This window comes from Bacteroides sp. RTP31139st1_H2_RTP31139_211217, assembly GCF_040227615.1.
GTDB lineage: Bacteria > Bacteroidota > Bacteroidia > Bacteroidales > Bacteroidaceae > Bacteroides > Bacteroides uniformis.
The window spans coordinates 1-13871 of record NZ_JBCNZM010000048.1; the positions used below are offsets into that span (position 1 = coordinate 1).

The 13871-nt window shown below is 38.4% G+C and carries 20 protein-coding genes and 3 pseudogenes; 22 read left to right on the top strand and 1 reads right to left on the bottom strand.

The genetic code is table 11. The annotated features are described in order from the left end of the window. Positions 1-276: pseudogene (locus ABUA47_RS10000) on the bottom strand (LexA family transcriptional regulator); the annotation flags it as partial. 775 nt (positions 277-1051) lie between these two features. Between ABUA47_RS10000 and ABUA47_RS10005 the strand changes: the two are divergent. The 22 genes and pseudogenes from ABUA47_RS10005 to ABUA47_RS10110 all read left to right on the top strand — a co-directional run. Continuing rightward, positions 1052-1255 (top strand): hypothetical protein, encoded by a 204-nt coding sequence (locus ABUA47_RS10005; RefSeq protein WP_004326696.1) that lies wholly within the window; start codon positions 1052-1054, stop codon positions 1253-1255. Further along, positions 1252-1503, top strand: a complete 252-nt coding sequence (locus ABUA47_RS10010) for a helix-turn-helix domain-containing protein (protein WP_004326697.1) — start codon at positions 1252-1254, stop codon at positions 1501-1503. The genes ABUA47_RS10005 and ABUA47_RS10010 overlap by 4 nt, the downstream gene beginning before the upstream one ends. A gap of 384 nt (positions 1504-1887) precedes the next feature. Beyond that, a complete protein-coding gene (locus ABUA47_RS10015; protein ID WP_349824466.1) occupies positions 1888-2589 on the top strand; it encodes a hypothetical protein in 702 nt (233 codons plus the stop codon). Between the two features lie 71 nt (positions 2590-2660). Further along, positions 2661-3629, top strand: coding sequence for a PD-(D/E)XK nuclease-like domain-containing protein (locus ABUA47_RS10020; protein ID WP_005794300.1), 969 nt, complete (start codon positions 2661-2663; stop codon positions 3627-3629). Next, positions 3626-4534 (top strand): recombinase RecT, encoded by a 909-nt coding sequence (locus ABUA47_RS10025; protein ID WP_100263404.1) that lies wholly within the window; start codon positions 3626-3628, stop codon positions 4532-4534. Before ABUA47_RS10020 ends, ABUA47_RS10025 begins: the two co-directional genes overlap by 4 nt. Further along, a complete protein-coding gene (locus ABUA47_RS10030; RefSeq protein WP_349824467.1) occupies positions 4534-4734 on the top strand; it encodes a hypothetical protein in 201 nt (66 codons plus the stop codon). Before ABUA47_RS10025 ends, ABUA47_RS10030 begins: the two co-directional genes overlap by 1 nt. Before the next feature lie 21 nt (positions 4735-4755). Continuing rightward, positions 4756-5370 carry a hypothetical protein gene (locus ABUA47_RS10035; RefSeq protein WP_005794306.1) on the top strand — a complete coding sequence of 205 codons (615 nt, stop codon included), beginning with the start codon at positions 4756-4758 and terminating at the stop codon, positions 5368-5370. A 287-nt stretch (positions 5371-5657) separates the two neighbouring features. Then, positions 5658-6086: a hypothetical protein gene (locus ABUA47_RS10040; RefSeq protein WP_057087798.1), complete on the top strand. Its 429-nt coding sequence runs from the start codon at positions 5658-5660 to the stop codon at positions 6084-6086. A gap of 3 nt (positions 6087-6089) precedes the next feature. Then, the gene (locus ABUA47_RS10045; RefSeq protein ID WP_349824468.1) at positions 6090-6368 is read left to right on the top strand and encodes an HU family DNA-binding protein; all 279 of its coding nucleotides are present in this window, start codon (positions 6090-6092) and stop codon (positions 6366-6368) included. Positions 6369-6374: 6 nt separating this feature from the next. Beyond that, positions 6375-7118 (top strand): hypothetical protein, encoded by a 744-nt coding sequence (locus tag ABUA47_RS10050; RefSeq protein ID WP_004326705.1) that lies wholly within the window; start codon positions 6375-6377, stop codon positions 7116-7118. 161 nt (positions 7119-7279) lie between these two features. Beyond that, a pseudogene (locus tag ABUA47_RS10055) lies at positions 7280-8089 on the top strand (hypothetical protein). A 1-nt stretch (position 8090) separates the two neighbouring features. Further along, a complete protein-coding gene (locus ABUA47_RS10060) occupies positions 8091-8300 on the top strand; it encodes a hypothetical protein (protein WP_004326707.1) in 210 nt (69 codons plus the stop codon). 536 nt (positions 8301-8836) lie between these two features. Continuing rightward, entirely contained in the window at positions 8837-9292 is a 456-nt protein-coding gene (locus tag ABUA47_RS10065; protein WP_349824469.1) for a hypothetical protein, read from the top strand. Next, positions 9292-9450 carry a hypothetical protein gene (locus ABUA47_RS10070; protein WP_172681573.1) on the top strand — a complete coding sequence of 53 codons (159 nt, stop codon included), beginning with the start codon at positions 9292-9294 and terminating at the stop codon, positions 9448-9450. The genes ABUA47_RS10065 and ABUA47_RS10070 overlap by 1 nt, the downstream gene beginning before the upstream one ends. A gap of 116 nt (positions 9451-9566) precedes the next feature. Continuing rightward, on the top strand, positions 9567-10103 hold the full coding sequence (locus ABUA47_RS10075; RefSeq protein WP_193712512.1) for a hypothetical protein: 537 nt from the start codon (positions 9567-9569) through the stop codon (positions 10101-10103). A 126-nt stretch (positions 10104-10229) separates the two neighbouring features. After that, a complete protein-coding gene (locus tag ABUA47_RS10080) occupies positions 10230-11192 on the top strand; it encodes a DNA (cytosine-5-)-methyltransferase (RefSeq protein WP_349824470.1) in 963 nt (320 codons plus the stop codon). 5 nt (positions 11193-11197) lie between these two features. Further along, positions 11198-11617 carry a hypothetical protein gene (locus tag ABUA47_RS10085; protein WP_007846640.1) on the top strand — a complete coding sequence of 140 codons (420 nt, stop codon included), beginning with the start codon at positions 11198-11200 and terminating at the stop codon, positions 11615-11617. After that, positions 11499-12152, top strand: a complete 654-nt coding sequence (locus tag ABUA47_RS10090) for a hypothetical protein (RefSeq protein WP_349824471.1) — start codon at positions 11499-11501, stop codon at positions 12150-12152. Before ABUA47_RS10085 ends, ABUA47_RS10090 begins: the two co-directional genes overlap by 119 nt. Further along, positions 12140-12850: a TIGR02757 family protein gene (locus tag ABUA47_RS10095; protein WP_007846638.1), complete on the top strand. Its 711-nt coding sequence runs from the start codon at positions 12140-12142 to the stop codon at positions 12848-12850. Before ABUA47_RS10090 ends, ABUA47_RS10095 begins: the two co-directional genes overlap by 13 nt. Before the next feature lie 8 nt (positions 12851-12858). After that, positions 12859-13443 (top strand): hypothetical protein, encoded by a 585-nt coding sequence (locus ABUA47_RS10100; protein WP_349824472.1) that lies wholly within the window; start codon positions 12859-12861, stop codon positions 13441-13443. 51 nt (positions 13444-13494) lie between these two features. Further along, entirely contained in the window at positions 13495-13674 is a 180-nt protein-coding gene (locus ABUA47_RS10105) for a hypothetical protein (protein WP_130056666.1), read from the top strand. 12 nt (positions 13675-13686) lie between these two features. Continuing rightward, positions 13687-13871, top strand: a pseudogene (locus ABUA47_RS10110) (hypothetical protein); the annotation flags it as partial.

Genomic DNA, 13871 nt, shown 5'->3' on the forward strand with positions numbered 1-13871 from the left:
ATCCTTCTCCGAAGGTTCTATCTGTCCTGATGGAGTCTTTGCAAACAAACCTTCTCCAGTATATAGCCATGCTCTGCTCACATCATACTTCTCACAAAAAGCATCAATTGTTTTTTTACTTGGTAACTGAATCCCTTTTTTTATACTGGTAAGAGTTGATTCACTGGATATAATATTGTCTTTCTTCAATTTATACCCACTCAAACCACAATATGAAATTGCTTGCAAAAACCTTTTTGAGAGATCACTCAATTTTTTATCGTCAACTTCTTGCATACTTCGTAAATTAAGTAGTATATTTGCATCCGTAATAGTAGCAGTATTACCACATAAATTGATTAAACATCCTATTTGGAGTTTATATATAGAAATCCGTAAATAGCTGCTACCTATTTGCGGATTTTCTTTTTCTCCACATTGTGTAATCGGCGGTAGGCCGCATAGCGGAGAGACAGAGGGTTACACTCTTACAACTCAATACTGCGAAGGGCGTGCGATATTGAGAGGCAAACGAAACCGGGATGCCTGCACAGCTACAAGTAAGCGAAAAATCCGGGAAGTCGGGTAACTTGTTAATGCCCGGCCAGCTAAGAACGGCGTACTTATACGAACGAGACATTTCTTATGCTGCATATAGCAAAAACGGGAAACCGTCTAAGGGCTAACTATGCAGCAATCCAGCACCTTACCGAATGAGATCGTCTTTTACTTCTTCAATTATTACAATACTAATAGAACGACATTACTTTTTTTCAGAAAGCTTTCTTTTTACGCAAACCTCACTTGTATAACATTTTATAAACCAACAACTTACATTAAAACATGTTTTATAACATACGAAATACTACAAATTTTAAGAAGTATTTTATTGCACTTCTGAAAATATGAAGTATATTTGCAACGTCAAACAAACAAAGAGTGTAAGTTTGAACAACAAGAAAGCTGGCGACTTCAAAAGCCACTTACTACATATCTCATTGGCAAATGTAGTTGTTAGCTTTCTTTTATGCAAATTTTTTGTGGAAAATTTAAGTATAAAATAGAAAATAATATGAAAGTAACAAAGAAAGATATTCTAAGCATTAAAGCTGGTTCTTCCAAAGTAATGCAGCTGGATTCTTACAAGGATTGCGTCAATGCAAGAAGCTACGCCTATCAATTAGCTTTTACTGATCCCCGTGAAGACGTTGAAAGATATTCAATATCCATCGACAAAGATAAAAATCAGATAACCATCGAAGCGATAAAGAAATGAACCGTTCAGATGCCAAAATGATTGCAGAAGAACTGCACAAGTTTATTCGCAATGATGTGAGAAAGGCTGTAACTGAAATGGCGACTGCTGAAACCGAAGAGTATTTGAATGCCAAACAAGCTGCTGTATTTCTCGGATGGAAGTTGCAAACCTTATACAATCGAATACATGATATTCCTCACACCAAAAATGGCAAGAGTCTCATTTTTACCAAATCAGCTTTGAGAAAATTCATGGAAAGAAAATAATCCCGGACGGATTTGGCCGTCTTTCCGGGAACTAACAAAACGTTCTTTGACATATTGTATAGTCTGAACAAATAAAGACTTAAAACAAGGTTTACTGCTTATCTAAAGGGCGAAATAGACCGACAAAGTAGCCAAAGCGGATTAGTGAAAAGAGTGTGAATACGGACTGCCAATAAGAAGATGCAGCACACGAATCACTAAGTTATCAAAAACAACTTATATTATGACAAAGTAAACGTAGGGCGTTTATAAATACATTCTTAACTGAATAGATACTTTAAATGATATATATACCCGTGCTTCGCAAGAAGCGGTCACCGCTAAAAAGCTACGGCCAACAATCCATCGGAACGCGGACGGGAACACATTTTAAATGCTAAAAGTATGAAAGGATTTACAGAAATGACCGAGCAAGAGATTCTTGCGTTAACGGAGGAAGATGTACAGAAATTGATTAAACTCCGCATGATGGAGGAAGGTATCAAAATCATGGATAAACCCAAAATTCCCGAATTATTTGAAATTGAGCCTGCTGATATTCAGTACTTCTCAATTCCGCTTTTGGATGGTTTTGCGTTTACTGACATTAATGAAGCGACTAAGGTTGCTGAAATTCTGAAAAGCGCGAAGTCATTGCGAAAGGTTGATTACGATTGGAATAAACTTGGGAGTGATTACAAGTTCCTTAAAAAGAGTGAGAGATACAAGTTTAATGGGAACTCTGATTTTGACATCATTTCAGGATGGGCTTATTCGGATGAACTATATGCTAAGATTTCAAACTTTGCCGCACAGAACAAGGTTATGAAAGAACAAGCAGCAAAAGACCAAAAGGAATATGACGAAAAGATGCAAGAAGCGTCCGGCATCATCTCGGAGATAAGCGGATGGGTTAAGGAGGTCAAAGTTAAGTATGAGCGATTGAATAGGCTTACTTACAAATTCGCTACTGACTATTATCCCCTTTCCGATCACAATGAGGATATGGCAATGAAATTTATGGCTAAAGCCTATTCTTTTACAGATAAAGAAAAAGAATACATATTACAGAATTACAAAGAATTACTATCCACAAGTGATGAATAAGTTTTTTAGTTAGTTATTGGCTCCTTGCTTGCGAAAGTAGGGAGTTTTTTGTAAAACTCCAAATTCATTATATGAGTAATATAGAAGATACAATTTACGATCTGCCAAATGAAGAATACCACCGTGGAGAAAGATTCAAAGATTTCCTAAGTAGTACGCAGATTAAAGATTATATGGTGTCCCCAAAGTTTGCCCGATACAAGGCATTGCACCCAGAATTATTTGAGATAAGTATTGAAGCCTCTGAAAAAGGTTCACTGTACCATGATGCAATGGAAAGCCTTGTTAATACTGGAAAACTTGACAAGTGGCGAAACAACCTTCTTGTATTTGAGCCGCCTATAAATCCTAAAACCGGCTGTCCGTATGGACGAGACACCCAAAAATATCAGATTGCACTAATAGAGTCCAAAGAATCAAATCCCGGTAAAACATTGACAAGCACAACCGATATACAATTGGTTGAAACAATGGTTTATGAGCTTCTTAATAATTGCCGGGACACCTCCAAACAGATCAGGCAGATATTAAAATGGGGAAAAGCCGAAGTCAGCCATTTCGTTGAATACGAAGGATGCAAGTTCAAATATCGCCCTGATGTGGAAACGGCCAAGAAAATTGTCGACTGGAAAACATTGGCGGTTGATGATCTTCATGAAGAAACAGTTAACCGGACTATTGCCAAATTTCATTACGGTATTTCGGCAGCCTTCTACCAGTTTTTTGAACATGAACGTACTGGAGTATGGAAGGAGTTCTACTGGGTTATGCAACAAAAGACAGCTCCCTATGACGCAGTATTTGTCAGTGCAGCTAACTGGGCTTTCCATTTGGAAGACGGAATTGTGAAAATGGGTGCAAGTGCATTGGCATTCAAGAAATTGTTAGACCAGCATGTTTACTGTACACAAAACAATGATTTTGACGGTGCACAGATATTTATTCAGCCGGGATTCAAAGGGCGAAGAATAATGGTGCCGGACACACCTGCATTTGAAAAGAACAAGATGTTTAACTTTTATAATAATCAAGAGCAATGAGTAAAACAGAGAATCAATCCCCCCAACAAGGGAACTTGGGAATGGAACAACACAATGCTCCTTCACCAACAAAAACAGAACCGGTCTCCCCAACACCTTCCACACCACAACCGCCCGTTCCTTCTGCCCCACCAGCCTTTCCAGTACAACTGAAAGGATTGGAAAGTTGTTTTATCTCCCCTAAAAAGGCATTTATAGCAGCTGGTGGCACAGAACAGCAATTTGCCCGTGAAGTCAATTTCGCTATGCAGGCAATGTTGAATAATCCTTATTTGATTGACTGTGCCCGGCAATATCCCGATCATCTTGTCGAAGCAATCAAAAACGTTTCTCTTACCGGTCTGACACTCAATCCTGAACTAAGATTGGGGTATCTTGTACCATACAAAGGCAAAGTGAAGTTCCAAGCTTCATATATGGGGAAAGTTGATATTTTGATCCGCACCGGCGTTGTAAAAGATATTTATTCTGATTTGGTTTATGCTAATGACGAGTTCAGCATGACAAAAGGTACCGGTGGCACTATCATCCACAAACCCAATGTATTCGGAGAACGTGGTGATCTTCTTGGAGGCTACTATTTTGCAGTCTTGACTTCCGGTGTTGTAAAATTCGATGCAATGCCCAAAGCACGTATTGAAGAAATAAAAAGTCGTAGTGAGGCTGTCAAGAAAGGCAAGCAATCTCCGTGGGACACAGACTTTGAAGAAATGGCTCGAAAAACAATCGTGAACTGGGCTTTCAAATTCCTGCCCAAAACCGGCATTTCAGATTCCATGATTAAAGTTCTTGAAACAGAGAGCCAGTTGGATGATGAAATGTTTGAAGACTGGAGAAAGGCACAAGGTCAGAAACCGGACGATTTTGAGGAAGACGATACTCCATACGCAGAAGAAGTCAAGTAATGGATTCATGTGAAAAAATCAGTAACAGTATCACAGCGGCTAAAGAACTGATTGAAAATGAAGCACGTTCTTTGGCTGCTTTACACAAGGCAAAACAACTTGAAAAAGAGCTTCGTAAATCCGGCAAGTTGTTTCGTATTCCTACAATAAACGGAATTATAGAGACAACCAGCCCGGAAAAAATACATAGAATACAATAACCAATTTAAAATCAAATTAAAATGAGAACAGTAACAGTTGAAGTGCCCGAAGGACACATGGTAAAAATCGTAAAAGAGGAAAGTATGCAACCTACTCAAAAAGTTATGGGGGGGGGTAAATTTGAATTTGAAGGTGAAACATTCATCCCCGGTGATGTGATTATAAATCCAAATCGTGGAGGTGGCAGCATGATGATTCTTTCTGAAATTAGAGAAGAAAGACCACTCCCCTTTTTACCAGCAATAAAAGTACCTTTCGGTCTCGTTGCCTATGTTCCTTCCAATGATGAAGGTGACAGAGTTTTTGTAAGACTTACACCCGAAGCTGGTATCGGAGGCATGAAGGGATTCCGTAAAGCCACGGAAGAGGAAAGGGCAAAGATGCTTGCCGCCATGAAGGAAGAAAAACATTACTCCTTCAATTTTGAGAAGTTACAGCCTGAATATACCCCGACTGTCGGCGATGTTGTTATTGTATGGGATGATAATAGCAAAGAAAATGCAGTAGTCGGTATTATGAATGAAGTGGATGAAACGAGCAGCCCATACAAAATAAATGATGGAACTCGATATGAGAACTGTGACAAGTTCGTTTCAGAAGAACAATATAAAAATTTGATTGATGGTAAAGAGTAAATCTAAATCGGGGGGGGCGAGAAATTACACTCCCCTTCTCACAGCTCGCCCAAAGGGAATGAGCTACCAAGAATATCGTGAACGCAGAGCCTATCAGAACGCGTGGTTGAAAGAGCGACTGAAAGGCTTTATTTGTTATGTATCGTCTGAACTGGTTGTATATGACAAAATAACGGGATTACCCCGATTATTCAATCATCGTACAGATGATATACACAAAGCAAACATAAGGATTAACCCACAGCCATTTGTCGGTTCTGCCCGATATGGCTTAAAACCTTTATGATATGGATAAAGAACTATTTAAAGACAAGAATCCATTGCTTCGCAGACAAATGTTGGAAGACAATTGCGCAGCAGTTGAAAGAATCACCTATACCTCTCCTTTCAGTGAGGAAGAAATGGGTGAACGGAAAACGGAATTGGCAAATATTGACCTTGACATGGCCGCACTGGAAGAAGAAAAGAAAGCTTTCATGCAAGCATACAAGGACAAACTGAAACCTAAAAAGGAACGTAAAAAAACGTTGCTTACCGATATAAAGCGTGGTTATGAGGAAATTACGGATGAATGCTTTAAGTTCATGGAACGTAGCACTCGTACCACTGGATATTACAACGGTAATGGTGACTTGGTTAAAGAACGTCCGATGGAAGCACAAGAGATGCAAAAAACTGTATTCGAGGACATTGAATCTACTGGTACGGAGGGATAAGCCATGAGAAAAGAAGGACTTATCAAGCAAGTAGCCGAATCAACCGGTATCGCTATTTGTGAAGTCCGAACTGTCATAGAGGCAGCACTAAAAGAGACCGTGAATGCAGTAGCTAATGGAAAGACTCTTTATATCAGAGGTTTTGGCACACTGTCACCCAAACACTATAAACGAAAAGTAGCTCGTAACATACACAAAAACGAGACTATTGTCATAGCGGAGCATTATACTCCACATTTCAAACCTGCCAAATCATTTAAAAATAAAACTAAAAATTTGTAGAACAGCATGGAAAACGAAAAGATGCAAGTGAACTTTGCTCCAGGTATGACCGAAGCAACACTTAGGGTTATTGAACTTCACGAAGAAAATGAGTTACCGGTACTGGAGCCTGATAAGGTAGAATTAGCCGGAACAATTGGAAGTGTTCATGAATTTCTCTTGAAAAGAATCTCTGAAAAAGAACAGATCAATCAGAAACGTTGCTATATTCTTGTTGATCGGGAGAAAATGACACTTAAACTTGTCACCAATGAAACTGACAGTAGGAATAAAGCTACTGTAAGAGGTGAGTTGAAATACTATCCCAAGTTTCTTGAATTTGGTATTAACACAAGCAAGACATGGGAACCGGTGCAGCTTTCAAAGTTCTTCAAAATGAATCGTGCCTTCTTCAAGGATGCACAATACAACATGGAACTGGTAACAGTCTTGAAGAACTTCAAAGCCAGCATTGACTCAAAAGTGGAAAACTCCCGACAAGACAACGGTAGTCGCACTGACAATTACAGCCAAGTTGTCAACTCCAATCTTCCGGCCTCATTCAATCTTATTGTCCCGATTTTCAAAGGTCGCCCTGCAGAAGAGATTGAAGTGGAAATCATTGCAGATGTGGACGGGCGTAATATTCGATTGTCCCTTTGCTCCCCTGGTGCAGAAGTGATAGTGGAAGAGGAACGCAACAAGGCCATTGACGAGCAATTATTGTTGATCCGTAAATTGGCACCGGATATTGCCATTATCGAACAATAACAATGAAGACTGTAAAGAAATACTGGAAGCCGGTACTTGTCGTATCGGCTTTCTTCATTGGCAACCGCGTATTCAATCACATAAATGCGTGGTTGGGAATTTCAATAATTATGCTGACAGTAGCATTTATAGTTTATAATATCATTAAAAAAAAGTAGAAAATGAAAAGAAAGATTGATTTTTTGATTGTGGCACTATTTGCCGTTGTTTTGTTTGCTTCATGCGAAAGAGTTGCTCCCAATTATGCCGGTGTCCTTATGGAGAACTACGGCAAACAAGGGAAAGAAGATTTTAAAATCGTTGCCGGTAAGGTATCTACATGGGAATTAGGCACAGAGCTTTTTCAAGTTCCGCTATTCGATCAGCGCGGAGAATTTTCTGATCCAGTCACACTAAAGGCAGCCGACAATACAGAGTTTACAGCCCGGCCAACTTACTCTTATAAAGTAATGAAAAACAGGGCTATTGATATTGTATTTGATAACAAGCATATTGATAAGGCTGACACCCCATCGGGAAAAGATGGCTTTATGCAATCATTAGAAGATAATATTTTGGAGCCACGTATATATGATCTTATCAAAGAAGAAAGTCGCAAACATAAAACAGACAGTCTGATGGCTGACGGTGGTTCATTGGTATTTGAAAAGAGACTGGAACAGATCGTTGATAAAGAATTTGAGAAACGGGGATTGCAGTTGTTGACCTTCTCCGCACAATTGGAATTTTCAAGAGCTGTCCGCGATAAAATAGATAGCCGTAACGAGGTAAACACGAATATTTCGGTACTTGATCAGTAGATTGTAGAACAAAAGAAGCAAAACGAACTGGAGCACCTAAAAACAGAACAAGCTTTAATTGCGTCCCGTGGACTCACCCGTGAGATTTTATATAAACAATTTATAGACAAGTGGGACGGGAAGACACCTCTATATGGCATTGCTCCTGAATTTTTAAAAATGACAAAATAATATGCTGACATTTCAACAAAGAAGAGATACGATATTGTCTCAATTTGCACAAGCAAAAGCCGATTTGGAAACACTTAATAGTGATATTGATGCAGAAATCGAAAAGAATAAATCTGTTATTTCTACACTAACTTCTAAAAATACAGAATTGGCCTCTTTAAAAAGTAATAATGAAGGCTCAATCAAGACTTTTGCTAAATTCCTAAAATAATAATTATCAACCCGATTAATAATCAGCTTCTCCCGGTGTGGCTTGACCGCCTATCCGGGAACTATCATGCCTCACCTTTTTTCTTCTCTTTGCAAGTCGAGTCGAGTACGCTGCATACGCTCCACGACGGTAGATACTACAAAGAGTCTTTTTGTTCATGTACAATGCCTCTATTGTAGAGGCAAACGGATAAGTGGCGAAATCGGAAGACGCTTAGTTTCTGTGGTAAAAATGCACGAATAGCATCACGAGTCAGGTAATATGCTATTAACACTTGACATACGTACAAACGGAAGCAGAAACGAAAATCCTGATTGCAACAGTTCCCGGTTCGAGTCCGGGCTTATCCACATAAATCAATCATTATGAAAGTTGAAATCCCCGACTATTTCCTAAAATCCTTTATCCGACATTTTGAAAGGATAACCGAGAATTGTAAAGCTTCACCTTCTGACATCAAGACCAGTGAAGCACTAAGGCTTGGAAAGAAAGATGTAATTAAGCTCAAAAGATTTATAAACAAAAAAGTATAATTTATGAAACGAAGAATCATAGGTATAGATGTTGGCAAAAACGGTGGAATTGTAGTGTACGACACCGAGAATAACAAATTATTGGAGTGTATCAAAATGCCACCAACTCCCAAAGACTTATTAGATTTTCTCTCCATATACAAAGAAAATAGCGTTTGTTATTTGGAACGAGTGAATGGCATGACCGGACAAAGTGCTTCTGCCTCTTTTGTTTTTGGAGAAGGTTACGGACAGCTGACTATGGGATTGATAGCTTGTGGGATTCCGACAGTAACAGTATCTCCACAAACTTGGCAAAAAACTATAGGATTACGAAATACAAACAAATTGGGTAAGACAGAATGGAAAAACATCTTAAAGAAGAAAGCCCAACAGCTGTTCCCGTATGCAAAAGTTACATTGGCAACTTCGGATGCTTTACTAATATGTGAATATGGTAGAATTAAAGAAAAGGAATAATGGAAAAATTAAAAAAATGTAGCAAATGTGGCCGGGAACTTCCGGTCAGTGAGTTTTGGAAAAATGCTTCAACCGAAGATGGATTGCAGACATATTGTAAAGAGTGCGGTAATGTTTATGCCAGAAACCGTAAGAAAACTCCGGGGGGGGGAATTTGAAGAAAATATATTCCAATCCTGAATTGGCAAAATTTTCTCCACGGGAACTTATCGCAGAATTGAAAGCACGTGGATATACCGGAGAATTGAAATACACCCAAACAATATCATTATAAATGGAAAAGTTACGTCTATTGGTTACAACCAAATATCCGAACAAATGTCCTATGTGTTGCAACAACTCATGGGATTTTTCAAAATTACCAGTTGTTGAGCACTTTAATTACAAAGAGATCATGATAACTGGTGGAGAACCACTTTTGTTTCCTGAAAAACTGGCAAATTTGGCTGAAAGTATCAAAACCGTTCAAAAATTGGCCTATGGCAATAAAGGAAAATTATTTCTATATACGGCACTGGCTGATATGCTCCCCAATTATATCAGATACTTCGATGGAGTTGTTTACACTCCACATTCTGTTAATGATATTCATAGTTTATTGGAGGCCAATAATTTTTTGTTGGATTACAAAGATGAACTTATGGAAAGTAAATCTCTTCGGCTCAATCTTTTTCCTGATATTAAAAAGCATATTCCTGACAACACAGACCTTTCGTTATGGAAAGTAAAAGATATGCAATGGATCAAAGATTGCCCGGTTCCGGCTGATGAAGAGTTCAAAAGAGTAGCTGAATTATGGGAGGTGGAATGATGAAAGATGTAATTACCCCCCCATACACAACATCTCTATCCTTATCGCTGGTCTTTAGAAGATGCTGTTTTTACTAAAGATAAAGGAAAGGTATTTTCTTGTTTTGCATGTGGCGGTGGCTCTACTATGGGTTACAAAATAGCAGGTTACGATGTTATTGGCTGTAATGAGATTGATCCACGAATGATGAAATGCTATGAAACAAACCATCATCCCCAGTATAGTTATTTGGAAGATATTCGTGATTTAGTGAAAAGGAATAATCTTCCCGAGGAACTGTACCATTTAGATATATTGGACGGATCACCACCTTGCAGTACATTTAGCATGTCGGGATTACGTGAAGATGCGTGGGGTAAAGAAAAGAAATTCAAGGAAGGTCAAAAGACACAAGTTTTAGACACGCTCTTTTTTGATTTTATTGCACTTGCCAAACGCTTAAAACCTAAAGTCGTTATTGCTGAAAATGTGAAAGGACTTCTTTTAGGGAATGCGATTGATTATATCAGACGTATATACAAAGACTTTGAGGAAGCTGGTTATTATTGTCAGCATTTTCTTCTTGATGCTTCTAAAATGGGAGTACCTCAAAAAAGAGAACGTGTATTCTTTATATGTATCAGGCATGATTTGGGAGTCCATTTCCTAAAAGTTTCAGACCTCTTCAATGTTGAGCCATACATCGACATGGAATTTAATGAATCGGAAATATATTATGGGGAATATGCGGATTACAAGGGAAAGCCTATTGGTGTAAAAATGAGAAAGTTATTTGAGCAGAGAGTGGCAGGAGATATTGCTTTGGCAGAGGCCTATAAGAAACAAACTGGAAAACGAGGCTTTTTTAATCAACAATATCTATATGAGAACAAAGTAAGCTACACCCTAACAACTCATGCAGACTCAATTATTCCTTTTAAGCAGCCTATATATTTATCACGGTCAGAAGTATGTAATATATCCACATTTCCACAAGATTATCATTTCCTCAACCAATCCCCACATTATATCTGTGGAATGAGTGTACCACCCGTTATGATGGCGCACGTAGCCTCACGAATATGGAAATATTGGTTATCTAAATTATAAATCAAATGAAATCAGAAGAATTAGCAACCCAGTGGTGTCGGGATCATCCTGATGCAACATTGGAACAAGCATTCATGGCCGGATTAGGCCATAAGATGAATATGAATAAGGATTCTCTTTCTGCAAGGAAAGACAAATTCAGAAGTGAAGTCCTCATGTATAGAGGGAAATATCCTGATGATATGTTGAAGGACTTTTTCGAGTATTGGACTGAATGCGGAGGACGGAAAATGCGCTTTGAGAAGGAACGTACATTTGAAGTTTCCAAACGTTTAGTCAGATGGTCTAATAATGATTTTAACAAGTATGGGAAACAACTTAATTCAAGTCAACAGCAATCTCCCGGCAACCGAAAAGAAAGCGTTGAAAGACTTGCTGACCTTGCAAGCGGAGTATTACAAGGGATTGCACGTAAGTTCGATTAAAGAAGCTGTTCTCAACACTCCTAACCTACCACTCTCCGTTATAAGAAAAGAAATCACATTGGCTGGCGCAAGAGCCATACTGGTAATTGCGATTAACGAGCTTGTGTCTTTTTTCAATGTTGGAAAAACGATGAATGATGTTCAAGTGGCACTTACCGCTGATCTAATAATAGACAGATTCTATTATCTCAAATTGGAGGAAATCAAATTGTGTTTCCGTAATGCTATGGCTTCCGGTAAGATTTACGATAGACTGGACGGTAATATCATTCTCGGCTGGTTAAATGAATACGATGCACAGCGTGATGAAATTGTTTCTTCTCTTTCAATTAATGAAGCCCATGAACAAAATAATAACAGCACTGGAATGTTCTACGGAGAATATATCAAACATCTAACTGAAAGATCGGAAAATGGAGATGAAGAGGCCAAAGAATTATTGGAATCCCATCAATCATTCATACAAAGGATGAAATCAAATGATAAAGAAGCCGCTTTCAAAAAAATGGAAAGAAGAATATTATGGAAGAACTAAGAGACAAACTACTTGACTGGGCGAAACAATTTGAAACACCTGATTTTATAAAAGATGATCCTATATTTTTTCCACATAAGTACAATGATAAAAAGGACATAGAAATCAGTGCTTTTCTTACTTCATGGATAGCTTTCGGGAATCGCAAACTGATAATGCAGCAAGCAGAAATTTTGGATAATCTAATGGGTAATTCTCCTTATGCCTTCATTATGAACAAAGTATGGGAACAATACAAAGAAAATACAAATACCTTCTACCGTATGTTCACCTACCATGACTTCTTCTGCATTTGCCAGCGGTTGTACAACATATATCAGGAATGGGATGATTTGGAAGTCTTTTATGAGGGTTACAATAATGTTATCCGTGAAATACAAACAGATTTTGGTGGCGTAAAAGGTATTCCAAAATTGGAGCGTGATTCTCCATGCAAGCGTATTTGTCTGTTTCTACGGTGGGTAGTACGAAAATCACCGGTAGATTTAGGTATTTGGAATATTATTCACCCGACAGAATTATACATACCATTGGATGCACATGTTGCAAAAATGGCACACCAGCTTGGGATAACAACACGCAAAACAGAGGACTGGAAAATGGTTCAACAAGTAACCAATTACATGAAAACAATTTTCCCGGATGATCCGTGCCGGGGAGATTTTGCATTATTCGGATATAGTATTAACAATAAATAATTTACATTATGTCAGAACTTAAAATTACACAAGAAAAGGTTACAGCCGCTTTTAGTGAAGCAAACGACTGTCCTAAAGCAATTAGTATTCTAACAGCTTTATTCGGAAAGCAAAAGCCGGATTATACAGATTATCACAATATCAAAACCTACGAAGATGCTTGTGAAGCAATAGGTGTAAAACCTATTGTTCGCCTACTTGTTGAAGATGAAGACGGACACAAAGAAGAAGTGGCTGATATTGCACACCTCGCCTACATCAAACTATGCACAATTGCTCGTGCATTGAACAACGATCCTAATTTTCCACGATTTACTAAAGATGAATACCGTTATACGCCGTGGTTTTATCTTTATAATCAGAAAGAAATTGATGAAATGGACGAAGAGGATCGTAATCGGCTGGTTCTTTGGGGCGGTACTGCGTATGACGGTGCGCTTTGCGGCCTCGCTTATGCGTCCTCGGATTACGATTGGTCGACCTCGGATGCGTATATCGGCTCTCGCCTTGCTGTAAAATCAAGTGAAATCGCAATTTACTTTGGAGAACAATTCAAAGAATTGTGGAAAGACTTTCTGATTGGAAAAAAGTAATCACACTGGGGAGGCCGCATTAAAGCGGCCTTTTCCATACCTTTTAAATCTATGACTCCAAAAGAATTTTTCGACAAAGTGGTGGAAATGCGCCGTTGCCAAAAAGAATATTTTAAAAATAAGAGACAGATAGATTTACGAATAAGTAAACAAATTGAGCGTGAAGTAGATGAAGAAATCGAACGTGTTCAAAAAATCCTTCACAACAAACAGAATCCGCAACTCTTTTAGACTATGGTTAATATGAAAATCCTTGACTTGCCATTAAAAGCAAAATGGTATGAAATGATCGAATCTGGAAATAAGAAAGAAGAATACAGAGAGATCAAGAAATACTGGATCGGAAGATTAGCAAAATGTGGAGGTCACAATTCCTATGAAAAGACAGGTTTCTACTGTAAGAAAGCTATTTGTTTTTCTTGTATTAC